This is a genomic window from Metabacillus bambusae, from assembly GCF_017497975.1.
Classification (GTDB): domain Bacteria; phylum Bacillota; class Bacilli; order Bacillales; family Bacillaceae; genus Metabacillus; species Metabacillus bambusae.
This window is the reverse complement of the sequence record NZ_JAGDEL010000010.1, coordinates 152,854-176,704: the sequence shown is the minus strand read 5'-3', so window position 1 is coordinate 176,704 and position 23,851 is coordinate 152,854. Positions and strand designations below refer to the sequence as shown.

20 protein-coding genes and 1 pseudogene are annotated in these 23,851 nt (G+C 36.6%); 3 read left to right on the top strand and 18 right to left on the bottom strand.

Annotation, left to right across the window (positions count from 1 at the left end):
• Positions 1-151 precede the first annotated feature (151 nt).
• The 7 genes and pseudogenes from I7822_RS14925 to I7822_RS14895 form a co-directional block, all read right to left on the bottom strand.
• On the bottom strand, positions 152-946 hold the full coding sequence (locus I7822_RS14925; RefSeq protein WP_207979494.1) for an ABC transporter ATP-binding protein: 795 nt from the start codon (positions 944-946) through the stop codon (positions 152-154).
• Positions 921-1,916: an ABC transporter permease gene (locus I7822_RS14920; RefSeq protein WP_207979487.1), complete on the bottom strand. Its 996-nt coding sequence runs from the start codon at positions 1,914-1,916 to the stop codon at positions 921-923. The genes I7822_RS14925 and I7822_RS14920 overlap by 26 nt, the downstream gene beginning before the upstream one ends.
• Before the next feature lie 12 nt (positions 1,917-1,928).
• A complete protein-coding gene (locus tag I7822_RS14915) occupies positions 1,929-2,933 on the bottom strand; it encodes an ABC transporter substrate-binding protein (RefSeq protein WP_207979486.1) in 1,005 nt (334 codons plus the stop codon).
• A gap of 250 nt (positions 2,934-3,183) precedes the next feature.
• Positions 3,184-4,739: pseudogene (locus tag I7822_RS14910) on the bottom strand (fatty acid--CoA ligase family protein).
• Positions 4,740-4,956: 217 nt separating this feature from the next.
• On the bottom strand, positions 4,957-5,676 hold the full coding sequence (locus I7822_RS14905; protein WP_207979484.1) for a YebC/PmpR family DNA-binding transcriptional regulator: 720 nt from the start codon (positions 5,674-5,676) through the stop codon (positions 4,957-4,959).
• A 157-nt stretch (positions 5,677-5,833) separates the two neighbouring features.
• Positions 5,834-6,826, bottom strand: coding sequence for a lipoate--protein ligase (gene lplA, locus I7822_RS14900; RefSeq protein WP_207979481.1), 993 nt, complete (start codon positions 6,824-6,826; stop codon positions 5,834-5,836).
• A 13-nt stretch (positions 6,827-6,839) separates the two neighbouring features.
• Positions 6,840-7,577, bottom strand: a complete 738-nt coding sequence (locus I7822_RS14895) for an MBL fold metallo-hydrolase (protein ID WP_207979474.1) — start codon at positions 7,575-7,577, stop codon at positions 6,840-6,842.
• A gap of 293 nt (positions 7,578-7,870) precedes the next feature.
• Between I7822_RS14895 and yhfH the strand changes: the two genes are divergently transcribed.
• Positions 7,871-8,005, top strand: coding sequence for a protein YhfH (yhfH, locus tag I7822_RS14890; RefSeq protein ID WP_207979467.1), 135 nt, complete (start codon positions 7,871-7,873; stop codon positions 8,003-8,005).
• 240 nt (positions 8,006-8,245) lie between these two features.
• Here yhfH and I7822_RS14885 read toward each other — a convergent pair whose 3' ends face one another.
• The 7 genes from I7822_RS14885 to I7822_RS14855 all read right to left on the bottom strand — a co-directional run bounded on the left by I7822_RS14885 (position 8,246) and on the right by I7822_RS14855 (position 19,173).
• Positions 8,246-9,265, bottom strand: coding sequence for a LacI family DNA-binding transcriptional regulator (locus tag I7822_RS14885; RefSeq protein WP_207979465.1), 1,020 nt, complete (start codon positions 9,263-9,265; stop codon positions 8,246-8,248).
• A gap of 206 nt (positions 9,266-9,471) precedes the next feature.
• Positions 9,472-11,703, bottom strand: a complete 2,232-nt coding sequence (locus I7822_RS14880) for a YhgE/Pip domain-containing protein (protein ID WP_207979463.1) — start codon at positions 11,701-11,703, stop codon at positions 9,472-9,474.
• A 74-nt stretch (positions 11,704-11,777) separates the two neighbouring features.
• Positions 11,778-12,350, bottom strand: coding sequence for a TetR/AcrR family transcriptional regulator (locus I7822_RS14875; protein ID WP_207979461.1), 573 nt, complete (start codon positions 12,348-12,350; stop codon positions 11,778-11,780).
• A gap of 293 nt (positions 12,351-12,643) precedes the next feature.
• Entirely contained in the window at positions 12,644-14,113 is a 1,470-nt protein-coding gene (locus tag I7822_RS14870) for a protein adenylyltransferase SelO (protein ID WP_207979536.1), read from the bottom strand.
• Between the two features lie 624 nt (positions 14,114-14,737).
• A complete protein-coding gene (gene hemH / locus I7822_RS14865) occupies positions 14,738-15,670 on the bottom strand; it encodes a ferrochelatase (RefSeq protein WP_207979459.1) in 933 nt (310 codons plus the stop codon).
• Positions 15,671-15,733: 63 nt separating this feature from the next.
• Entirely contained in the window at positions 15,734-16,786 is a 1,053-nt protein-coding gene (gene hemE, locus I7822_RS14860) for a uroporphyrinogen decarboxylase (RefSeq protein WP_207979457.1), read from the bottom strand.
• A gap of 245 nt (positions 16,787-17,031) precedes the next feature.
• Positions 17,032-19,173: a transglycosylase domain-containing protein gene (locus I7822_RS14855; RefSeq protein WP_207979455.1), complete on the bottom strand. Its 2,142-nt coding sequence runs from the start codon at positions 19,171-19,173 to the stop codon at positions 17,032-17,034.
• Between the two features lie 140 nt (positions 19,174-19,313).
• Here I7822_RS14855 and I7822_RS14850 point away from each other — a divergent pair, with 140 nt between their 5' ends.
• Together I7822_RS14850 and I7822_RS14845 are read left to right on the top strand one after the other, a co-directional pair.
• Positions 19,314-19,808 carry an antibiotic biosynthesis monooxygenase family protein gene (locus I7822_RS14850; RefSeq protein WP_207979453.1) on the top strand — a complete coding sequence of 165 codons (495 nt, stop codon included), beginning with the start codon at positions 19,314-19,316 and terminating at the stop codon, positions 19,806-19,808.
• A 271-nt stretch (positions 19,809-20,079) separates the two neighbouring features.
• Entirely contained in the window at positions 20,080-21,468 is a 1,389-nt protein-coding gene (locus I7822_RS14845) for a hypothetical protein (protein ID WP_207979451.1), read from the top strand.
• Between the two features lie 90 nt (positions 21,469-21,558).
• Here I7822_RS14845 and I7822_RS14840 read toward each other — a convergent pair whose 3' ends face one another.
• The 4 genes from I7822_RS14840 to I7822_RS14825 form a co-directional block, all read right to left on the bottom strand.
• Positions 21,559-22,089, bottom strand: coding sequence for a chromate transporter (locus I7822_RS14840; RefSeq protein WP_207979450.1), 531 nt, complete (start codon positions 22,087-22,089; stop codon positions 21,559-21,561).
• Positions 22,086-22,661: a chromate transporter gene (locus I7822_RS14835; protein WP_207979448.1), complete on the bottom strand. Its 576-nt coding sequence runs from the start codon at positions 22,659-22,661 to the stop codon at positions 22,086-22,088. Before I7822_RS14835 ends, I7822_RS14840 begins: the two co-directional genes overlap by 4 nt.
• Positions 22,662-23,056: 395 nt before the next feature.
• Complete coding sequence (locus I7822_RS14830; protein ID WP_207979446.1) at positions 23,057-23,227, bottom strand: hypothetical protein; 171 nt, start codon at positions 23,225-23,227, stop codon at positions 23,057-23,059.
• A gap of 98 nt (positions 23,228-23,325) precedes the next feature.
• The gene (locus I7822_RS14825) at positions 23,326-23,775 is read right to left on the bottom strand and encodes an Lrp/AsnC family transcriptional regulator (RefSeq protein WP_207979444.1); all 450 of its coding nucleotides are present in this window, start codon (positions 23,773-23,775) and stop codon (positions 23,326-23,328) included.
• Positions 23,776-23,851: the final 76 nt, after the last annotated feature.

Sequence of the window (23,851 nt, the reverse complement as noted above, 5' to 3'; positions counted from 1 at the left end):
TCAATACATGTATTATTATAATCAAATACGAATTCAGGCAAAATTAAACTACCAGTCTCCAATAGAGTTTGGAGAACAAGTAGCTTAGGTGTTTTTTCTAAGTCTCATTTAGATGGGTCAGTTCAAAAGTGATGTTGTGGGCAGGCTTTTTTTATATGAGTAACGCCTTATCCGATAAAGAGCTATCAGACTTAATTTTAGAGAATTCTTCTAACAGAGAGTTAACTGTTAGTCCCTGCTTTTCTTTCCCCTCTGCTTCAAAAACAATATTTCCTTTATCCATCATGATAAGACGATTCCCTAGATCCACTGCTTGCTGCATATTATGGGTAATCATTAATGTCGTTAGATTTCCATTTTCAACAAGCTTCTTCGTTAGGTTTGTAATCAGCTCTGCTCGTGATGGGTCAAGTGCTGCTGTGTGTTCATCTAATAATAAAATGTCAGGTTTGGTGAAGGTTGCCATTAGTAGTGAAAGTGCTTGGCGCTCTCCACCAGACAGTAAACCAACCTTTGCTGATAACCGATTTTCAAGACCTAACCCAAGTAGTTCTAACTGTTCTTTAAAAAACACACGTCGCTTTGATGAAACACCAGGCTTTAATGTACGTTTGTGTACACGAGAATAAGCAATCGCTAGATTCTCTTCAATTGTAAGTGTAGGTGCCGTACCAGCCATTGGATCCTGAAATACCCTGCCGATGTATCTTGAACGTTTATACTCACGAACATCAATCATCGACTTATCTTTGATGAGGACATCTCCATCATCTGGGGTTATTCGCCCGGCAATAACATTGAGTAATGTTGATTTTCCCGCACCATTACTTCCTATAACTGTAACAAAATCACCTTCATTTAATGATAATGACAAATGACCTAATGCCACTTTCTCATCAACAGAGCCTTCATTAAACACCTTATAAATTTGCTTTAGTTGTAGCAATGCCTACACCCCGCTTTCTGCGTAAGCTTTTTTTACGTTTATCCTTTTGCTTATCAATCAGTTGTGGAATAACGAGAGCACCCATTACAATACATGCTGTAATTAGTTTCATATCACCGGTTTCGAAAAAGTTAAGTCGTAACGCCATTGCCACGATTAAACGGTAAATAACCGCACCGATAATAACAGCTAGCGTCGCACGTACAATTGTTTTTGTACCAACTAATGCTTCACCGATAATAACAGAAGCCAAACCAATTACGATCATTCCAATCCCCATACCAACATCACTAAATCCATTGTACTGAGCAATGAATGCACCAGAAAATGCAACAAGTGCGTTAGAAAGTCCTAGGCCAACAATTTTCAGCATATCCGTATTTGCTGAAAAGCTTGTAATCATATTTTGATTGTCTCCAACAGCTCTAATCGCAAGACCAAGCTCTGTTTTTAGGAAATAGTCTAATAGATATTTCATAACTAAAATCAGGATCAACATAGTTATCACCACTGACCATGTTTTAGGAACAAATCCTTCAAGACCCATTGAAATGAACATTTGTTGGAGGGCAGCATCGATACCAAACTTATTCCAGCCCTCCAAAAGCTGAGAAAATACTGTTTCTTCTTGTAATAGTGGTACATTTGATTTTCCCATAATTCTAAGATTGATCGAATACAAGGCAATCATCATTAAGATCCCTGATAAAAGTGGGTTAATATTTCCTTTTGTATGCAGTAGCCCTGTCATACAGCCAGCCAAAAAGCCTACGATTAATGCAACTAATGTGGCTACGAAAGGATTAACCCCGTTAACAATCAGTACGGCACTTACTGCAGCACCTGTTACAAAGCTACCGTCAACTGTTAAGTCTGGAAAGTCTAATATTCGAAATGATAAATATACTCCAAGAGCCATAATCGCATAAATCAATCCTGACTCTACTGATCCAAATAGGGCTGTAAACATAGCTTCTCACCTTTATTCAAGAATTTCTGCTGCTTCTTTCCATTCTTCCTTAATTTCAATTCCCATAGCTTCTGCCGCTTTTGCATTAATTTGCAGTTTAAGCTTTTGTGGATATTGAACTGGAATTTCACTTGCCTTTTTCTCACCAGTTAAAATACTAGCAGCCATTTCTCCTGCTTCAAAACCAATATCATAGTAGTCAAAACCGTAAGCAGCAAAGCCACCGCGTTTAACTGAATCTAATTCTCCAACAAATAACGGAATATCAGAATCACTTGCGACTCCAATAACACTTTCAAGTGCAGAAACAACTGTATTATCTGTAATTACATATAAAGAATCAACTTTACCTACTAATGATTCTGTTGCTTGTTTAACTTCTGCAGATGTTGAAACAGATGCTTCAACAACTTCTAGTTCTGTTCCTTCCATTGCTTTTTTAACAAGGTCAATTTGTGCAACTGAATTTTGCTCACCAGAGTTATAAATCATCCCGACTTTATTTCCTTCAACATTTTCGTCAATGAATTTAACTGTATTAGGAATTGCATCCGGATGTGTATCAGTTGTACCAGTAATATTTGCTCCTGGCTCATCAAAGCTTTTTACTAAGCTAGCTCCAATTGGATCTGTAACAGATGTAAAAACAATTGGAATCTCAGTTGTTGCGTTTAATGCACTTTGAGCACTTGGCGTTGAATTAGCAAAGATTAAATCTACTTTATCTCCAGCAAAATTATTTGCGATTGTTTGACTATTATTTTGATCACCTTGTGCAATTTGAACATCATATTCTACTTCTAATCCCTTTTCTTTTAACGCAGCTTTGAAGCCTTCTAATGCAGAATCAAGTGATTGGTGCTCAACAATTTGGTTTACCCCGATTTTATATGTTTTCTCACCCTCTGAACTTGAACCCTCAGTACCATCTGATGCATTTTCATTACTACCACAGCCTGAAATTGCTAGAAAACTAGCTAACATCATGCCAACTCCTAATTTCCAACCCTTTTTCATTAATTAATCCCCCTTTTAATAACTTTTTCACGGTTATGCTTTTATGCTTTTATTGATTAAATTATACAGGAACAAGAAAATAGTTCAATATTTTTTGAATATTTTAATAATGAATTTTCTGCAAATTCAAATTATCCTTTCATCAAATCAGCATAAAAACACAGATACAATAAGGGTATCTGTGTTTTTTAAAAATATTAACTTTCATTATTTACTAGTATTAAATATACGCAATAATTCTATCAAAATACTATTTCTGTAAAACTTGATCTTTAAGCGCTCTTCGTAAAATTTTCCCTGTTGTATTTTTAGGAAGCTCCTCCAAAAACTCAATTGAACTTGGGACTTTATACTTTGCTAAATGCTCTTTACAATAGTCAAGTAGCATCTTTTCTGTCACTTCAGCATTTCTTACCACCACAAAGCACTTTACAGCCTCACCGAAATTTGGGTCTGGAACTCCTAAAACTGCGACCTCAACAACAGCTTCATGATCGTAAAGAACCTCTTCAACTTCACGTGGATACACATTGTAGCCACCTACAAGAATCATATCCTTCTTGCGGTCAACAATATAAAAATAACCATCCTCATCTTTTCTCGCAAGATCACCAGTAAAAAGCCAGCCATCACGAATCGCATGAGCCGTTTCCTCAGGCATTTTATAATAGCCTTTCATAACGTTCGGACCTTTTACAATTAATTCACCAACTTGGTTCACAGGTAACTCTTCGCCAAGCTCATTTATTATTTTATTTTCTACATTCATAATGCTAGTACCAATAGAACCTGGTTTTCTTGGGCGATCTAGTGGATTAAAGCATGTGACAGGTGATGCTTCAGATAATCCATAGCCCTCAGAGACTATGACCTTGAATTTTTGTTCAAAGCCCTTAAGTAAAGCGACTGGCATAGAAGCCCCACCAGAAATACATAGCCTTAGCGTATTTAAATCGGCTGGATTCGCATGTTCATGCTGAAGCAAGAAGTTATACATGGTTGGAACACCAGCAAACACTGTTGCACCATATGTTTTAGTTAATTAAAAATCGTATCAGGACTAAATCTTGTTACAATTAGCAATGTAGCCCCATTCATTAATGGTGCATTTAGTGAAACAGTTAAACAGAAAACATGGAACATAGGTAATGTAGTGACAATTATATCTTCCTTTGACATTTTTAAATAATTTGCTGTATCAATTGCATTACTATATAAATTTTTATGTGTCAGCATTGCCCCCTTTGGTTTTCCTGTTGTCCCTGAAGTATAGAGAATAACTGCAATATCTTCTTCATCAAGCTCAGGTCCTACAAAAGAAACAGATCCTCCTGATAGCAAACTTGCAAACGGTTTCACTTTTTCGTAAATGGATAGCTTTGTAATATCCACTTGCCCTTTGCTCTCACTAGACGGTGTTTCACATATAATAAGCTGCTCAACCTTTGTAAGCAAAGCATCAAGCTTATCAAATAATGGGATGAGAAGATCTAATGTAACAACGATTTTCACATCACCATTATTGATAATATAAGCAATCTCATCTGGTGTGTAAATTGGGTTTATTGGAATGACTGTTGCCCCAGCTCTTAACGCTCCATACAAAGAGATTACATAATACGGAGTGTTGCCTAATACTACAGCTACATGATCCCCCTTTTTAATACCTAAGTCATGTAAGCTGCTTGCAAATTTATTTATTGCTCCTTCAAGTTGCACATAGGACGTTTCTTTTCCTTCAAAAACAAACGCTGGTTTGTCACCTAAATCTTTTACAGTTTGTGATAGCTGTGAAGATAAATTCATTCTCCCACCCCTTAGTTAAAATGAATGAATAACCATTCATTTTTCTATTAAAAAGATCCTTTCTTTATTATATTGAATGTCCATAGATTATACAATCTCTGGGAAGGATTCCACATATAAGTCATTTAGGTATTTCTTTCATAGTTATAGAAAAGCAAAGGGTCAGCCCCCCGTCCATTACGAAAAACAATACGAAGGAGAGTGCTGACCCTTTTGTTTATTCACCTAAATCCACATTGTGGTACACTTCCTGAACATCTTCTAAGTCTTCTAATACGTCTATTAATTTTTCAAACTGTGCTTGAGCATCTTCTGGAAGTGATACGTCATTTTGTGCAAGCATTGTTAATTCAGCAACTGTAAATTCAGTAATGCCAACATTTTTAAATGCTTCTTGCACCGCACGAAACTGGTCGGGTTCAGCGTAGACGATAACTTGCTCATCTTCTTCTAAAATATCACGTACCTCTACATCTGCTTCCATTAATAGTTCTAGCACTTCATCCTCAGTTTTTCCTTCAATTCCGATTACTGCAGTAGCATCAAACATATATGCTACTGAACCACTAACACCCATGTTTCCACCATTTTTACCAAATGCAGCACGCACATCTGATGCAGTACGGTTCACGTTATTTGTTAATGCATCTACGATAATCATTGAACCACTAGGACCGAAGCCTTCATAACGTAGCTCATCAAAGCTTTCCTCCGAACCGCCTTTTGCCTTTTCGATTGCACGGTCAATGATTGTTTTCGGGACACTGTACGTTTTTGCACGCTCAAGAACGATTTTTAATGCCTGATTTGATTCCGGATCTGGTTCACCTTGTTTAGCAGCCACATATATTTCTCGTCCAAACTTTGCATAGATACGACTTGTATTTGCATCTTTTGACGCTTTTTTTTCCTTAATATTATTCCACTTACGGCCCATAATGAACACTCTCTTTCTACTTTGAATCTAAGATTAAAGATTACTTTCACTAGGATATATTATACCTTAATTAGTGCATCATTTGTATCGAGTTTCATATTGAAATCCTACATTACCATTTCAATTCCTATTAAAATGATCTATTCTATTCTTGACCTTAATAAATAAGATTAATAAAATCTGCTTTTTCGATATTTCCAAAGTATTTCTGCACATCTATATCATCCAAGGCTTTTTCGAGATCTGCCTTTTCGTAACGAGTCCCGATCAACGCCTTTTCAACCTCATCTACATCGCCAACTCCAAAAAAGTCACCATAAATCTTACAATTTTCGATTAAGCCCTTTTGAACTTCTAGTCGAACATCAATTTGTCCAACAGGGAATCGGTGTGAATGCTGATAGTTAAACTTTGGAGATTTCCCATAGTTCCAATCCCAGTTTTGGTAGCGTTCTTTAGAGATTTCATTGATTTTCTTCCAATCTTCCTCTGTTAAAACATAGGTTGGTATATGATCAACACCTTCAAATATATTAAGAAGCAATAGCTGTCTAAATTGTTCAATTGTAATTTTTTCATCTAAATATTCACTAATATTTGCGACACGACTTCTTATTGATTTAATACCTTTTGACTCAATTTTGTCTTTCTTTACTTTTAATGCAGAAACGACACTATCTATTTCTGAATCAAATAATAACGTCCCATGAGAAAACATTCGTCCCCTTGTAGAAAATTGCGCATTTCCAGAAATCTTACGACCGTCACCTGCAATAATATCGTTTCTTCCGCTCATTTCAGCTTTCACACCAAGCTTTTCAAGTGCATGAACCACTGGTTCAGTAAATTTTTTGAAGTTATGAAAGCTTTCACCATCATCTTTCGTGATAAAACTAAAATTCAAATTGCCCTTATCATGGTATACAGCACCACCACCTGAAAGCCCTCTTACAACATGGATCTTTTGTTCTTCAACGTAAGTAGTATTAATTTCCTCAATCGTATTTTGATTTTTTCCAATGATGATGGATGGTTCATTTATGTAGAACAATAAATACGTTTCATTTGGATTTAAATATTTAACCGCATATTCCTCAATTGCTAAATTTATTCTAGGATCTGTTATGCCGTTATTATCGATAAAAAGCATGTAAATTCCTCCATTACTTTATGCTCCACTCATATCCTGAGCTTGCGAGTACAACCTGTCCAGTGTATAGTTCTTTTGCTTCTTTTACTAATTGATCGTGTTCACCGAAATGAGGTAAATGAGTTAATAGTAATTGCTTCACTCCAGCACCTTTTGCAATACTTGCTGCCTCTTTACTATTCATATGGCCGGCATTTGTTCCATCTTGATTTCCATAAAGGCTCGATTCAGCAATCAGTAAATCTGCACCTTTAGTAAATGGAATAAACGCTTCTTGAAAGCTTGAATCAGCCGTATATACAATCGTTGATTGCTGATCGGTAATCCTCATCGCAAAACAAGGAACTGGATGAATTGTACGTAAAAAGGTTATCGTAAATGGTCCAATTGTTAATGACTGATTAGGGTCATATTCTACTCCTGTCGTTGCATCCTTATAGGTAAGCTTCTCAAATGCACTCCTCTCTAATGTATGAGCATAAATTGGTATGTTTTTTTCGAATCCCTTAATGAATGATGTAACATAGCTTGCATATTGTAATGATCCAATATCTGCAACATGATCATGGTGATAATGAGATAGAATAACAGCGTCTAAATCATCAATTGCAATTGTCTCCTGAAGCTTTGACAAAACAGCACTTCCACAATCAACTAATAATCGAAAGCCATTTGATTCGACTAAATATCCTGAAGTCGCTTCATTTACTCCTGGAAACCCACCCCAGTAGCCTATAACTTTTAGATTCATGTGCTCATCATCCTTTCAAATTCACTAATTCCTTCAATATCCCCATTATACTAAACGACTATGACGAATACACTTGAACAAGCTTCTATATGACTATTGCATGTTCTGTATGAATGTTTATATCATCAGGCTTTTACAGAAAATTGTTCCATATTGCAAAATAGTGCAAAAAACCTTATTTAAACACGAAAAAGTTCCTATCCCCTCGAAAAATTGTTACAAAACAGTTATTGACTAATTTAATCTGTTATAATACAATAAAAGCAACAAATGACAACGGAGGGGATTCCAAAATGATCATGAAATTAACTGAATTTTTCAGAAACTTACCAAAAAAACAATGCAAAGAGTGTGGAAATGAAATTGAAGAACAGCACGAATGCTATGGTAACACATGTAATGAATGTCTACATGTAACAGATATTTAAAAAGATACTCTGTACTAATACACTTTGTGTTAGATATTTAATTCCAAAGAACAAAAGCGCAAGCGCCTTGAACAGCCTCGGACAAATAAGACGCTCATGAATAGAAGATGTTTTTTACCTTCAATTCATGAGTGGCTGTAGACCAGCGCTGGAGCTGGATGCCTAGCGCTTATCCACAGTACTAGAATTTTATAATTTCCTAGACAACGAAAAAAGGATGGCGAATAATCGCCATCCTTTTTAAAATGTCGCAACTAGCTTTCTTTTCATCCTTGTTGAATCACGTACAGCTAACTTAGAAAAAAACTCATATTTTTCGAAGGAGCGGTATTGTTTTTTATGTATTTTCTCATAAATGACCTCCATCGATTTCAAAGCCATTTCTTCAACAGGCTGTACAACGGTTGTAATCATCGGATCCAAAAGCTCGGTAATTTCCATGTCATCAAAACCAACAACAGCTAGTTCCTCTGGAATGCTCCATCCTTGTTTTTTAGCTTCAGAAATAATTCCTGCCGCAACATGATCGCCTCCGGTAAAGATTGCTGTTGGAATAATCTTCATGTTTGCTATCTTTCTAAAAATTTGTTTACCGTCCTCAACACTTGAAACATTTTCAAAGTAGAATTTCTCATCAAAGAAGCAACTTGCCTCTGCTAATGCGCGTTTAAATCCTTGCTCCCTTGCCTTCATTCCTTCACTTACAATTCCATTTGAACAATAAGCAACATGTCTATGACCCCTTTCAAGCAAATGCTTGGCCACGATATAGCCACAATTTGCTTGATTCATATACACCGTTGGAATTTCAGCATTCTCTACAATCTCATTGCAAAGCAAGATTGGACCATAATTTAAATAAGACTCAATAATCGACCAGTCATTTTCAAATGATGTCATGATGACACCATCAACTTGCTTTGTTTTAAGGAGATTTAAATAGTTTCGTTCCTTTTGTTTTGAGAATTGTGTTTGACAAATGATTAATTGATAGCTTTTGGCAGAAGCAGCCATTTCTAGTCTTTCAAGAAGCTGACTGAAAAACGGTGTGGATATTTTCGGAATCAAGACAGCGATAATGCCTGTTTTCTGATTCCTTAAGCTTCTTGCAGCAGAGTTTGGCACATACCCCAAATGCTCCATCGCCTGCTGAACAAGCTTCTTTTTCTCAATTGAAACATATGGATGATCATTTAAGACTCTTGACACAGTCGTCCTTGATAATCCTGCTAGTTTCGCGACATCTTCTATGGTAGACAAATTTCTCCCTCCCCATGGCTCTATATTGCCCACCTTGTTCGACACCTGAAAACGTTTTCATATTAAAGTATATGAAAATATCATTTATTTTTCAATCCTTTTTTAATGACAATTAAAACTTATTACTAATAGTCTATTAATTTTATCCTAAAAGAGAGGTGATGATCATTCTTATTCACCACCTCTTCACCCTATTTGTATTTTGATTATCTAGCTTCTTCTGTAATAAGAGCTTTTGTATAGCTCTCCTTTTTCAGTTTCAAAGTAAAGTAAATGATAGTTCCTATCATTGTACACATTAAGAATCTGACTAACACAAGGGCTTGTGACCACATATAACCGAAATCACCGCTAGAAATAATTGCTTTAAATCCAGCTACTGAATACGTCATTGGTAACCAATGATTTATTTTCTGAAATACATTTGGAAGTAACTCTAAAGGAAATGTCCCTGCACTTGTTGTTAATTGAAGAATTAACACGATAATTGCGATAAATCTCCCTGGATCAGCCATTGTTGTTACCAACAATTGAACGATTGAGATAAACGTTAAACTTGTCAACATACTAAAAAGGATAAATAATCCATCACTTTTCACCTCAATACCTAATCCGTATAAAAGAATAAGATCAGCTAATAAAGCTTGAATAACTGCCACAATGAATAAAATACTAAATTTGCTTATAAACCAAGAAAATCCTGATTTAGGTACACCTGAAGATTTTCGTAGTGGAAAGACGACTGTCAAAAGTAGTGATCCAACAAATAAAGCTAACGATAAGAAATACGGTGCAAGACCAGTTCCATAGTTAGGTACCTCTGTTAATTCTTCTGTATTTAACTTAACTGGATCTGCGACCATATCATATAATTCGTTAGATCCTTTAGCATCCTTTGTATCTTCAGATGCTTCTCCTAGCTTCGTTGAAAGCTCACTTGTTCCGTCTGAAAGCTCTGTTAAGCCTTTATCAATTTGATCAGCACCATCTGCTAATTTCATAGACCCGTCTTCTAAGGCAACAGAACCATCTGCTAACTGACTAATGCCATTTTCGAGCGCTACTCCACCATTTTTCAGCTGAGTTGTTCCATCTTTTGCTTTAGCAATTTTATCACTTAACACACTAAGACCGTCAGTGATTTGTGATTGCCCCTCATTTACTTGAACTGCACCATTATATAGCTTTTCTTGACCCTCAGTTAATTGATTTATTGCATCTTGTACTGAAGCAGTACCTTCATAAAGCTTTGCAGTACTAGTTGGTAACTGAGCAACATTCTTGTTGAGATCATCTGCTCCTGCAGATAATTCACTTAGATTTGCAGATAGTTCTTTCCCGCCTTGATCTAAAGCATTAAGAGATTCTACTAACTTAACTAATTCTTGTTTCTTTTCTTCTGGAAGAGGCATTGTCTGCAATTCTTTGAGCATATTATTTACTTCATTTGTCACTAGAGATAAATTTTGTGACAAAGCAGCAGCTCCGACACTTGCAGAATTGCTTCCATCCGCAAGCTGTTTTGTGCCTTCAGCTAGTTTAGGTGCACTACTTTTTAGAATCTCCGTACCATTTGTTAAATTTGGTAGAGCTACTTGTAATTCCTTCATTCCTGATAGGGAATCATTTAAACCTGTTACTAATTGTGATGTCCCAGATTCTGCTTTAACAGATCCCTTATATAACTCATCTTGACCTTGTTTCATCACACTCAATCCATTATCTAAGCTACTTACACCATTTGCTAGCTTCGAAGAACCATTTGATGCTTCCTGTAGCCCTTCCTTAAAAGTAACAGATTTTGTCACTAACTCATGAAGGCTCTCATCAAGCGTGCTGGAACCTTCTTTTAGCTCTCCGACACCTTCGTTAATTTTATCGGCACCATCACTTGCCTCACCAATTCCGTCTGCCATTAACTCAATGTTGTCAAAAATAGTTTCAGCATATGTTTTTGTTATAGAAGTGGCAACCTCTTCTTTTATTTTTGCAATAGCACTTTCACCAATTTGCCCTGAAATAAAGTTATAGCCTTTATTCGTTTTGAAAGAAAGCTCTAGATGCTGTGGTTGTTCATCTTGTAATGTTGTTGCATTGCTTGAGAAGTTTTCAGGTATTTCAATCGTCATGTAATAATCATGATTTTTAAGACCTTTTTCCGCTTCCTCCTTATCAACAAAACGCCATTCAAACTTTGCACTTTCCTCTAAGTTCTCTACAAGTTCATCACCAACATCAAGCTCTTCCCCTTCATATATTGTTCCAGTATCATTATTTACAACAGCAACAGGTAGCTGATCAAGCTTTCCATAGGGATCCCAGAAAGCACTAAGATATCCACCACTGTACATTAATGGGATAAATAGTACCCCTATTACTGCAATCAGAACTTTTTTGTTTTTTAAAAGCGCATTCCATTCTTGTTTAATTAATGACATTTATTTCAACCTCCTATATTACTAACTGACCAAATAGTTCATTTGGTCATTAAATATCAAAAAAGATAGGATTATCAGATCGACAATCCCTTTAGTAAATACTGTTCAAAAACTTGCGCAATTTTTTCTTTTTCAAGTGGTTCATGCTGTTTTTCCCAATCAAATATGAGTGATACGTAAAGCTTTAATAAGATAAATGCTGTTAGCTCTGGATCACATGGTTTGATATCCTTATTTTCAATAGCAACGATAATTTTTTGCTTAATATAGTTTAAAACCATCTCTTCCATCTTTTGAACACCCTCATTAACCGTTGGTGTTCCTAGCTCATTGCTTTCTTGAAAAATTTTAATTGTTAATTGATGCGTTTTTCGAAAATCCAAGATACTATATAACGCTCGGTGTACATTTTCTAAAAAAGGGAGCTGTGGATCAAATGCACTTTCTGCAACTTCTTTCATATCAAAGAGTAGTCCCTCAATTATTTCAGAAAATAATTCTTCCTTGTTTTTATAAAAAGTATAAATAGTCCCTTTTCCTACATTAGCTAGCCTCGAGACATGATCCATTGTTGTTGCTTTGTAACCAAATTGTGTAAAGGATTTTGTTGCAGCATCAAGAATAAGTTGCTTACGATTTATACTCAAATGATTCACTCCTATAGTTAAAATGACCAAATGAACATTTTAGTCATTTTTCATAAAAATAATATATCATGACATGACCTTATTTACAATAACTGTTTCCAATTTAAGAATAATCTGTTTTCTTAATTGGAAACAGTTATTGTAGAGCATGTAGCCAATCGTTTACTGGTAGATTAATTATGCTTTGAAAAATCCAATAATTAAAATAATGCTACCCTAAGTAAATGGGTAGCATTTTCTAATTGTAAACTTGATTAAGAAAAACAGGAAGATCCATGCCTATTCCTCCGATATCATGTACCACAAAAGGTTCGGTATGGAGTGGTTGATTGCGCAGGTAGGGTGGAGTAATCAGCCTGTTCTGCGGAGTGCGCGAAGGGTCTTGCTAGAACATCAAGTAACTGTTCCATCACGCTGTAGTCCCCTTGATTTACAGCAGCCTCTAGTGCAGCTTCTACACGGTGGTTCCGAGGAATTAGTGCAGGATTGCTATTTTTCATCAACTGCTGCGAGGAGGCCTTCGATTCCTGCTGCCTGCTTAGTCGTGCCTGCCACTGCTCATGCCACTTAGCAAATTCTTGGGTCGCAAACATGTCTGTTTCCTCTTGTCGATCAAAAGTTAATGCGCGGAAAGTATTCGTAAAGTCCACACGATATTTCTGCATCAAACTGAGAAGGTCTTCAATAAGGGATTCATCCTGCCCCTCTTCGTTGAATATTCCTAATTTTGCTCTCATTCCAGTGAGCCAATTAGTTTGATATAACTTAGTAAAATTTGAAAGCGCATCCTGGGCCAGTTTGACAGCCTGCTCCTGATCGTCATGCAACATCGGCAATAAGGTTTCAGCAAATCGTGCGAGATTCCATCCGGCAATATAAGGCTGATTGCCATAAGCATAGCGACCTTGAGTGTCAATGGAACTGAATACCGTTGCCGGATCATAGGCATCCATGAAAGCGCATGGACCATAATCAATGGTTTCTCCACTAATAGTCATGTTGTCCGTGTTCATCACCCCGTGAATAAAGCCAACTAGTTGCCACTTGGCAATCAGCACAGCCTGACGCTTGATTACTTCCTGAAGCAGGGTAAGATATCGACTCTCATCAGCTTCAACATCTGGAAAATGGCGTTTTAGTGTATAGTCAGCCATGATCTGGAGATCCTCGACTGTACCCCATTGTGCAACATATTGAAAGGTACCAACGCGCAGATGACTGGAAGCTACACGGGTCAGAATTGCACCAGGGAGATCTGTTTCTCGGATTACTTTATCACCAGTTGTTACCACTGCTAGACTACGGGTGGTAGGAATACCAAGTGCATGCATTGCCTCGCTGATAATGTATTCTCGTAGCATTGGTCCAAGCGCCGCACGACCATCACCCCCGCGGGAATAGGGCGTTCTACCAGAACCCTTGAGTTGGATATCAACCCGCTCACCTAGAGGAGTGATTTGCTCGCCAAGCAATAGAGCCCGGCCGTCCCCCAACATGTTAAAATGTCCAAATTGATGCCCCGCGTAAGCTTGAGCAAGAGGCGAAGCGCCTTCAGGTATTCGGTTGCCAGCAAGCACCGCTACTTCATCCTCGCTTCGCAGCGCCTGAACGTTCAACCCCAGAGATGTTGCCAACTGATCATTGAGAATGATCAACTTCGGTGACTGTACAGGGGTTGGGTTATGGCTGGTGAAAAATGATTTCGGAAGACGAGCATAACTATTGTCTAAGTTCCATCCCGTATCAATTATTTCTTTTGTCATCGTATCTCCTCTTCTTCTTTTGTTTTTTTGTATCCTAGTTTTTTTTTGGCTGTTTTCGCAAACTTTGTTGCTATTTACCAAGTAATGCGGTGTAGTTGATTGCAGCGAGAGTTGCTCGCTTTCCGCGGGGCGGGCGGTGAGCCTCCTCGGCGTAAATGCCTGCATGAGTCTCACCTGTCCCGCTGCTCCCGCAGGAGTCTCGCAATCCGTTCCAATCAACCTGAATTAGTTTTTGTTTTAAAAGCAACAATCTTTTAGAAAAGAGCCTTTCATTTACATAAAACAAAATACATTCTACAAAGTTATCTACTTTCCATATCATCACAAGGTATCCCTTTTTAGTGTCAACTTCTGCCCCTTTATTATACCCTTCTAAGCAAAGATTGCCCCTTTAACAGTATGTAGTTAATATAATCTTACATAAACTGTTTACTTAAAGTTTATGTAAAGTCGGACTTTATCCAACCCTAATAAATCAATTGCACCGTTGTAAAAATAATAATCTCCGTCACCTATAAGTAATTATAAACAGAAAAAGCAATAGATTCTCATTAATAGAATCTATTGCTTTTCCTCGAAAATATTTACGAACCTAACATACATGGTATTCTTTTTATTTAAAAACTAGTTACTCTGCTTCAACTGTTTCAAAACAACAGTCCCAAGACAAGCAATAAATTCTTGTCTAGCATTTGGCATTTCCGGACGATAATAGCTCGCTCCAAGTTCGTCAGTTACAACCTTACATTCATAATCATTGTCATATAATACTTCAAGATGATCTGCAACAAAACCAACTGGAATATAGACAAAGGTTTTGTGACCCTCTTTATATAAATCTCTTGTTAAATCCTGAACGTCTGGTCCTAACCATGGCTCTGGAGTATTACCAGCACTTTGCCAGCCAATGACATAATCTTTTACTCCTGCCGCTTCTGCGATTAGGTCTGCTGTTTCTTGTAATTGCTGTGGATATGGATCGCCATTAGCAATGATTTTTTCTGGAAGACTATGCGCTGAAACAACAAGTACAGCTGTTTCTCTTTCAGAAGGCTTCATGCTTTTATATGTTTCTTTTACCCGGTCTGCCCAATAGGTAATGAATTTTTGCTCTGTATACCAGCTTTCAACAGATGTAATTGTTATGCCAAGCTTTTCTGCTTCTTCTTTTGCACGCCCGTTATATGATTTAACACTGAAGGTTGAAAAATGTGGAGCCAAGACGATGCTCACTGCTTCAGTGATCCCATCTTCATGCATTTGCTTTACAGCGTCTTCGATAAACGGTTCGATATGTTTTAAGCCAATATAGAGCTTAAATTCAGTATCTTCTTGGATGTTATTTAAGTGCTGCTCTAGCTTTTCACCTTGCTCAACTGTTATTTTGGCTAGCGGGGAAATCCCACCAATTGCCTCATATCGATCTTTTAAGTCCTGAAGCATTTCAGGCGCAGGTTTCCGACCATGTCGTATATGTGTATAATAACGTTCAATGTCTTCCTCTTTATAAGGCGTTCCATATGCCATAACTAATAGTCCCATTTTTTTCTTACTCAAACTGATTCACCTCTAGTTTGTTTCTTATTCCCTTATATCTAGTTATTAATTTCACAAAGGATATTAAATGCTTACTTTTGCTTTCTTCGAATAATCATGAATAAAAGTCGTTAATTTCTTTAGATTTTCAGGATTCACTTGTGGAAAAACACCATGTCCGAGGTTAAAGATGTATCCATTCTGCTGCATTCCTTGATCTAATATTTCTTTCGCTCTTTCTTCAATGACTTCCCATGGAGAAAGTAAAATAGCAGGATCGAGATTACCTTGAAGTGTTTTCGTTAGACCCATAGTACGTGCTTCTTGGATAGGAAGTCTCCAATCAAGCCCAACGACATCTAAAGGTAAGTCATGCCATTCCTTTGCTAAATGACTTGCACCTACGCCGAACATAATTAACGGTACGTTTTCATTTTTTAACTCACTAAAAATTCGTTCCATCGTTGGCTTAATATAATAGCGATAATCTGCTACATTAAGAGCACCAACCCATGAATCAAAAATTTGAATCGCTCTTGCTCCTGCATTGATTTGTGCTTTTACATATGTAATGCTCATTTCAGCTAGCTTATCCATTAGTGCAAACCAAGCTTTTGGCTCTGCATACATAAATGCTTTTGTTTTATTGTAATTTTTTGAAGGTCCACCTTCAATCATATAGCTAGCTATTGTGAAAGGTGCACCAGTAAATCCAATCAAAGGTACTTCAAGCTGTTCTTTCGTTAAGAGCTTGATAGTATCTAATACATATGGAACATCGCTTTCAGGATCAATTTCCCCTAGTTTATCAACATCACTTAATGAACGAATTGGGTCATCAATGACTGGACCGATCCCAGATTTAATTTCAACATTTACACCAATCGCCGGAAGTGGAGTCATAATATCTTTGTAAAGAATCGCAGCATCGACATCATACTGTTCTACAGGCAATCTCGTTACATACGCACATAGCTCAGGCTGATGTGTAATTTCAAAAAGGCTGTATTTTTCCTTTATCGCACGATATTCAGGCTGTGATCGCCCTGCTTGTCTCATATACCAAACCGGAACATAGTCCGTTTTTTCTCCACGACACGCTTTTAAAAACGTATCATTGATTTTCTTTTCAGCCATCCAAAAAGTCCACCTTTCTATAAAAAAAGGGGAAAAGCCCCTTTATCAAATAATACTAATTATAATGTAATACTAATTCTATATTAATTCCTTAACACTTTCAACTATAACGTTTTCAAGTAATGTTGTATAGCTTAGATGAGCAAATGTCGAAAAATAGTCGAAATAACATTTTAAAGCGATTTCCCTTAACAAATCTTATATCAGGAATACATGTACCCACAGAAAAATGCCTTTACTTTATCTCATTTATTAGATGTAAACAAACTAGGTTTAATAAATTGTTTAGGCTCACCTTCTTCATGTGTTTGGACATTATATGGTGCAACCTTATACGTACTGTTTGAAAACACATTGACATAAGGAATTTCAAAAAATCCTTCACCCGTAACCTTGCCAACAAGCTTTTGTTCTTTTTCTGTTTGTTCATAGATTCGATATTCAATCCGTTCATCTCGCTGGGCTTCCCATTCTAATGTTAACGTAATTAATCCAAGTGGCTTAAACGTATACCTTGCATCAACCTGTTCTATATCTTTGATACGTATTGGGTTTTCCAGGTCATTTACACCCTCTGGGACTTTAAATGCTACGTTTTGATCCCACTTTGCCTCAGTTAAAATATCTTTAAACAACTTAGTAGCATATGAACTTCCATTTTTCAGATAATGTTTTTGATCTGTTTTATCGTATCCCATCCAGAGTGACCCAACGACATTTTCAGTAAACCCAACAAACCATGCATCCTTTGCGGCTCCTTCTATAGCAGAATATGAGGTTGTCCCTGTTTTCCCTGCTAATTCACCTTGAAACACACCATTTTGTGCTGTACCATCACTTACAACATGCTGAAGCATTCTTGTCATATCCCATGCAGTTTGTGGGGAGTACACTTGTTTAACATCTGGAAGATTTTCAGCGATTATTTTCCCTTCTCTATTCGTTATTTTTTGAATAAGGTGATGCTCACTATAGTTCCCACTTGATGTAAACGTTCGATAAGCATTAGCCATTTGAATTGGTGTTACACCTTCTGATAACCCACCTAACGCAATGGCCAATCCTTCGTCTTTAATCGATATCCCAACCTCTTTTAAATACTCTTTACTTTTTCCAATTCCTAATTCAGATAAAGTCCAAACAGCAGCTGCATTTTTAGAGGAGACAATTGCATCAAACATCGATACCTTTCCAGCATATTGATTATCATAATTTTCTGGTTCGTAATCCCCATATTTAAGCCTTTCATCCTTTAGCATAGAATAAGGTTGAAATAATTTTGTTTCGATTGATGGTGCATAAACAGCAATTGGTTTAAATGTTGAACCTGGCTGCCTCGTCACATTTAGTCGATTCAATCCTTTTGGAACATAGTCACGCCCACCTATAGCAGCTATTACTCCCCCCGTTTTATTATCAAGAAGAATAAATGCACCTTGTGCAAAACCATCTGTACCAGGAAAGTATTCCTTCCTTTGAAACAGTTCATATGCCGACTTTTGAATATTGACTTGAAGAGGTACTGTGATGGTATATCCTCCCCTTAATAATTCTTCATTTGATAGAGCATATTTTTCTTTTGCCTCATCAAAAACCATATCAATATATGTTGTTAACCATGGACTTTCCTGTTTCTTGTTTACTTGCAATTTCACAGTTTTCCCTTGTGTCCTTACTACTTCTTCATAGGTTATATACTTTTGATCACCCATTAAACTTAAAATCACGTTCCTACGTTCCTTACTTTTTTCTACATTGGCAATTGGCGAGTAATTTGAAGGTGCCTTAGGTATACCTGCTAATAAGGCTCCTTCCTCAAGTGTTAGCTCTGACACATCCTTATTAAAGTACAATTTAGCTGCAGACTTAATCCCATATGCCCCATGTCCAAAGTAAACTTGATTCAAATACATTTCTAATAACTTTGATTTACTATAGCGTTTCTCTAGATTAATCGCGATGATCGCTTCTTTCGTTTTACGTAACAGCGTTTTGTCATTTGTCAAAAAGATATTTTTAGCTAATTGCTGAGTAATTGTGCTGCCACCCTCGACTTTACCCCCTGCAAGGATATCCTTATAAAGAGCTCTTCCGATTGCCTGAACATCAATCCCATGATGCTCATAGAAGCGTTGGTCCTCAACAGAAATAAACGCCTGCTGCACATAGTCTGGAACCTCAGAAATATCAACAAGTTCACGATTCTCTATGTAAAGCTTTGTAATCTCATTACCCTCTATGTCAGTTAGTTTTGAAGCTGTATTCATCACTAATTTTTCTTCATCCAGCACGTAATTTCCCATGAAAATAATAAATAAATAACCTAAGAAGGCGCAGATTACTGTTAGTAATAAAGTTAGTCCTGATAATAAAAGTTTCTTTTTCATACGGATCACCCCTTATATCTTTTAGTATTGTTAATAATAGCCAGGTATATGTGTGAAAAACACTAAAATTGGGAAAGGTTGAACAGTAGTTGGTATACTGAAGGGGTCGATAAGCATATTTAATGATGAGGTGATGAGTGATGAAGCTTTACATAACCTATGGGACTGTTGATTATTTAGCTAAACTTGCGAAAGCACATGACGACAAAAACCTGCGTCTTATGGCAAACAATGATACTGGAGTCTTATTTCACGAAACTGAGGAAAAGTCTATCTTTAAAGAACCAAAAACTTATGATGTATTAGATTCTACCGGAAAACTTTCAAATGGAAAATATGCTGCACTTAACAATATCCCTGTTTCATATGAAGGAAGACCACTATTTGAAAAACGATTCAGTGATCGAGCACGCCTGATCGAAAAGGAACTTGGCTTCTCTGCTATTAGAGTGCTAAGACCTTCTAAAGGTGACACCTATATCATTTTAACATTATGGGAAAACGAACAATACTTCACTGCTTGGCAGAAATCTAAATCCTTTGATACTGGCATTACAAAGAGTAGTGTTGGAATCCCCCAACCATTTTCACGTCCACACTATGTCACAAAGTACACTTCAGTTGAAATTGACTAATCATTTTCACATTACCTCTGCAAAAAATTTGCGGGGGTTTTTTAGTTTAGGGATGATTCTTGGATTTTCGCAGAAAGCCCCTAGCTTGACTCCATAATAACCATTACTAATATTAGACATCTTGTGCACTTCTGACAATATTTCCTTGGAAATGACAACTTGTTTCTACATAACATTACCCTATATTTCCACAAAATCTTATCACAACCTATTTCACTCATTCATACAGTATTAGAAACCTACAATAGGCTTTTGCTTAGGAGTGATACAAATGGAGGTAGATATTACACTCATACATTGGATTTATGTAGCATTTATCATAGCAATAATAGGTTTTATGCTCTTTCGTCGAGATACAACCATTGTATGTATAGTTGGGATTCTTTCACTTGCGGCAGTATCAACGTATTCTTTAAGTGATTCTATTAGCAGCCTATTTAATAGCTTTATCTTTGCAATAACAGAACTACTGCCAACCATTCTCGTTATTTCAATTATTGTCGCAATGAGTAAAATATTAACGATTTCAGGAATCAATGAGGTGATGATCTCACCTTTCTCCAAAGTAATTAAAAATCCAACCACTGCATTTTGGACCATAGGACTTTTAATGATGATCATCTCATCTTTCTTTTGGCCATCACCAGCTGTTGCTTTAATTGGAGCAGTATTATTACCAGTTGCGGTTAGAGCTGGTCTCCCAGCATTAGGGGTTGCAATTTCGATGAACTTGTTTGGACATGGGATCGCTCTTTCAGGTGATTTTATTATTCAAGCTGCACCAAAGCTTACCGCTGATGCTGCTGGAATACCAGTTGGAGATGTTCTTAATGCGAGTATTCCCCTTGTGCTTACAATGGGAATTGTAACGACAATATCTGCTTATTTTATTTTAATGAAAGATATTAAGCTTAATAAACCATTTTCTACTGTCTCACCAACTTACCAAACACAAGAAACAGCTCTTCAGCTATTATCTACAACTTCTAAGAGAGTCCTCGCTTTGTTGATTCCACTTATTTTTCTAATAGATGTGGTGTTAATGTTCACGCTTAATTTACAGGGTGGGGATGCAACAGCATTAATTGGAGGAACCGCGCTAATCATTTTAATTATCACAACATGTTTAGCACACAAAAAGCGAGGGCTTGAAGAATCTACTAACTACCTAATCGAAGGATTTCAGTTTGGCTTTAGAGTATTCGGGCCAGTCATTCCAATTGCCGCATTTTTCTATCTAGGGGATGCAGGTTTTTACTCAATAATTGGCGAATATTTACCGCAAAATTCTCAAGGGATTGTGAATGATCTAGGTGTTGCTCTCGCAAATGTAGTCCCACTAACTCCAGAGGTTGGTGCAGTTACATTAACAGGTGTAGGGATTTTAACAGGACTCGACGGCTCGGGCTTCTCAGGCATTTCTCTTGCCGGCTCAATTGCGCAATTGTTTTCAACAGCAATTGGCGCAAGTGCAGCTACTCTAACAGCATTAGGTCAGGTTACCGCGATTTGGGTCGGTGGAGGTACATTAATTCCTTGGGCATTAATCCCTGCGGCCGCGATTTGTGGTGTTGACCCATTCGAACTAGCACGGAAAAATCTTCTTCCTGTTTCAATTGGGTTGGTAGTGACAACGATAGTGGCAATGTTTTTGTTATAAGAAGGTTTGACTAAAAAAATCTAACAAAGTCTTTTAATTAAGAGTTTGTTAGATTTTTTCTATTTATATTTGTAATGTTATGGATACATCTTACGTAATAAAAATGGCTCCATACCCCATCGCCCCAACAATGACAAGAGCTGGGTGTACCTTCCATTTCTCTAATAATAAAAAACTGATAATAATTAAAAAGAGTGTTTGCCATAAACCTGAATCCATGTAAGAAGTAGAAAAGAAACTAAAGGCCATCACCCCAAGTAAGACAGCAATCGTCGGCCTAATAAAAGTGGTCATTCTTTTAACCTTTGGAGAATCTTTAAATTTATATAAAAAGCCTAATAGCAAAATCATTAAGATAAGTGACGGAGCTACAGTTGCAAAAATCCCTACTACTCCACCAAGAATACCACCTTGTTGATAGCCAATATACCCCGCCATCTTTGTTGCAATTGGGCCTGGAAGAGCATTCCCTAACGCAAGCACTTCACTAAATTCATTAACATTCATCCATCCATAGCGATCAACAACCTCATTTTCAACTAACGGTATTGAAGCTGGTCCACCACCATAACCAAGTATTCCAGGGATAAAAAAGGCAAGAAAGATTTCCCAATAAATCACGAAGCATTTCCCCTTTCTATCTTACGTTCTGTTTTAGGATCTTTATCCTTCTTAATGATAGCTGCGAGTAAAAGCACACCAATTAAAATAGCCGGATGTAATCCAAAGACCTCCATTAAGAAGAAACTAATAACAATGAGTATCAATGACTTTAACCATCCTAAGGATTTCTGAGATTTTTTAAAAAAGTCCCATGTTAATGTAGCCAGCATGACACCTACTACCGGTACTACTGCTGCTGTCATTCCCTGCACCCAAGGATAGTCTTTTACTGAAGAGATTGTTGTCAACAAGACAATCATTAAAATAATTGTAGGTATGATAGTTGAAAGGGTCGCATTAATTAGTCCCAATATCCCTGCTACTCTGTAGCCGATATAACCAGCCATCTTTGTTGCAATTGGACCTGGTAGCGTATTACCTAATGCTAGTACGTCTGCAAACTCATCATCATTCATCCATTTATATTTATCCACTACTTCTTTATGTACAAGTGGTATAGAGGATGGTCCTCCACCATACCCTAAAATTCCTACACGAAAAAAGGCTAAAAATAACTGTAGATGTTTCATAATATCCCCCTTTATTTTTCTTTTCTATAATCCAGGCAAATAACTAGTTAGATACAAACATACATGCTTATTATTCCCCTAATTCTTTTTCAACTTATTATTCTTTAGTTAAAGTATCTAACAATCTGCTAATCCTGTTTTAAATTTACATCTAAGATCATTGTATTTCCGATTGTTAATAATATTCCTTAAAAAAACTAACAAAGTAAGGTAAAACTAGTTATTTTTGATTATATAGTAAATGTAATTGATTTTCTAGATATTAACTAGAAAAAATTTTTATTATTTTCAATCTCAGCGAGGGATAATAAATCTCAATTGGAAATAAAAAAATAAGCTGTTTCTACAAGATTGTTGCTTTTACAGAACTCTTATGGATGCCTACGAAGTATTTATTAGTTCAAAGCATATATTGGATTTTTCACTGATATAATGAGTTTTCCGCCACTATTGTTCATCTTTTCTCTCATATCTTGAATTTTCCCAAAGATAAGTCGATCTAAGCGATACAATAAGAAGTAAAGACCAAAGTTCTCTAAAACAGCAAAAAAATAAGATTGACTCAAAAGCCCCCCTCTCCTTCTCCTATATAAAACAGGAAATTAATGGATTTGGCTTTAAGTCAACCTTTACATAAGTCATGTAACATAAGGGACCTTTTTTTCTATAATTTCATTCCACTTCTACTTTTGAAGCGACGAAGCAATATATGACTTTCTACCCTTGTGATTCCTTCAAGTGAATACAACTCATTATTTATAAACTTTTCTAATGCAACAAAGTCATCAACTAAAACGTGCATATGCAATGTACTCGGACCTGTCATTTGATAACAACTTGATACACAAGGATTATCAGCAAGCTTTTGGGCAACCTCTACTAAGAATGAAGGTTCACAATCAACTTCAAAGAAGGCTGAAACGTTCTTTCCCATTTTCTCTGAATTAATTACAACACTAAACTTCTCAATGACATCATTTTTTATTAATTGATTAACACGTTCACGAACAGATACTCTGGATAAATCTAGCTCTTTCCCTATATCTGAGTAAGACATTCTTCCATTAGCAGTAAGTAGCTCAAGTATTTTCCTGTCAATATTATCTATTTTCAAATTAGACCCATCCTTTAAGAATATATAGTATGAGTATAATATTAACAGGTAAATGATGAAAGCCTTCCAAAAATAT

Bases quoted from the DNA above. Each gene is read 5' to 3' on its own strand.
- I7822_RS14920 (WP_207979487.1), bottom strand. From the start codon at position 1,916: ATGTTTACAGCCCTATTTGGATCAGTAGAGTCAGGATTGATTTATGCG.
- I7822_RS14915 (WP_207979486.1), bottom strand. From the start codon at position 2,933: ATGAAAAAGGGTTGGAAATTAGGAGTTGGCATGATGTTAGCTAGTTTT.
- I7822_RS14905 (WP_207979484.1), bottom strand. From the start codon at position 5,676: ATGGGCCGTAAGTGGAATAATATTAAGGAAAAAAAAGCGTCAAAAGAT.
- lplA (WP_207979481.1), bottom strand. From the start codon at position 6,826: ATGCTTTTTATCGATAATAACGGCATAACAGATCCTAGAATAAATTTA.
- I7822_RS14895 (WP_207979474.1), bottom strand. From the start codon at position 7,577: ATGAATCTAAAAGTTATAGGCTACTGGGGTGGGTTTCCAGGAGTAAAT.
- yhfH (WP_207979467.1), top strand. From the start codon at position 7,871: ATGATCATGAAATTAACTGAATTTTTCAGAAACTTACCAAAAAAACAA.
- I7822_RS14880 (WP_207979463.1), bottom strand. From the start codon at position 11,703: ATGTCATTAATTAAACAAGAATGGAATGCGCTTTTAAAAAACAAAAAA.
- I7822_RS14870 (WP_207979536.1), bottom strand. From the start codon at position 14,113: ATGACAAAAGAAATAATTGATACGGGATGGAACTTAGACAATAGTTAT.
- hemE (WP_207979457.1), bottom strand. From the start codon at position 16,786: ATGGCTGAAAAGAAAATCAATGATACGTTTTTAAAAGCGTGTCGTGGA.
- I7822_RS14855 (WP_207979455.1), bottom strand. From the start codon at position 19,173: ATGAAAAAGAAACTTTTATTATCAGGACTAACTTTATTACTAACAGTA.
- I7822_RS14850 (WP_207979453.1), top strand. From the start codon at position 19,314: ATGAAGCTTTACATAACCTATGGGACTGTTGATTATTTAGCTAAACTT.
- I7822_RS14845 (WP_207979451.1), top strand. From the start codon at position 20,080: ATGGAGGTAGATATTACACTCATACATTGGATTTATGTAGCATTTATC.
- I7822_RS14835 (WP_207979448.1), bottom strand. From the start codon at position 22,661: ATGAAACATCTACAGTTATTTTTAGCCTTTTTTCGTGTAGGAATTTTA.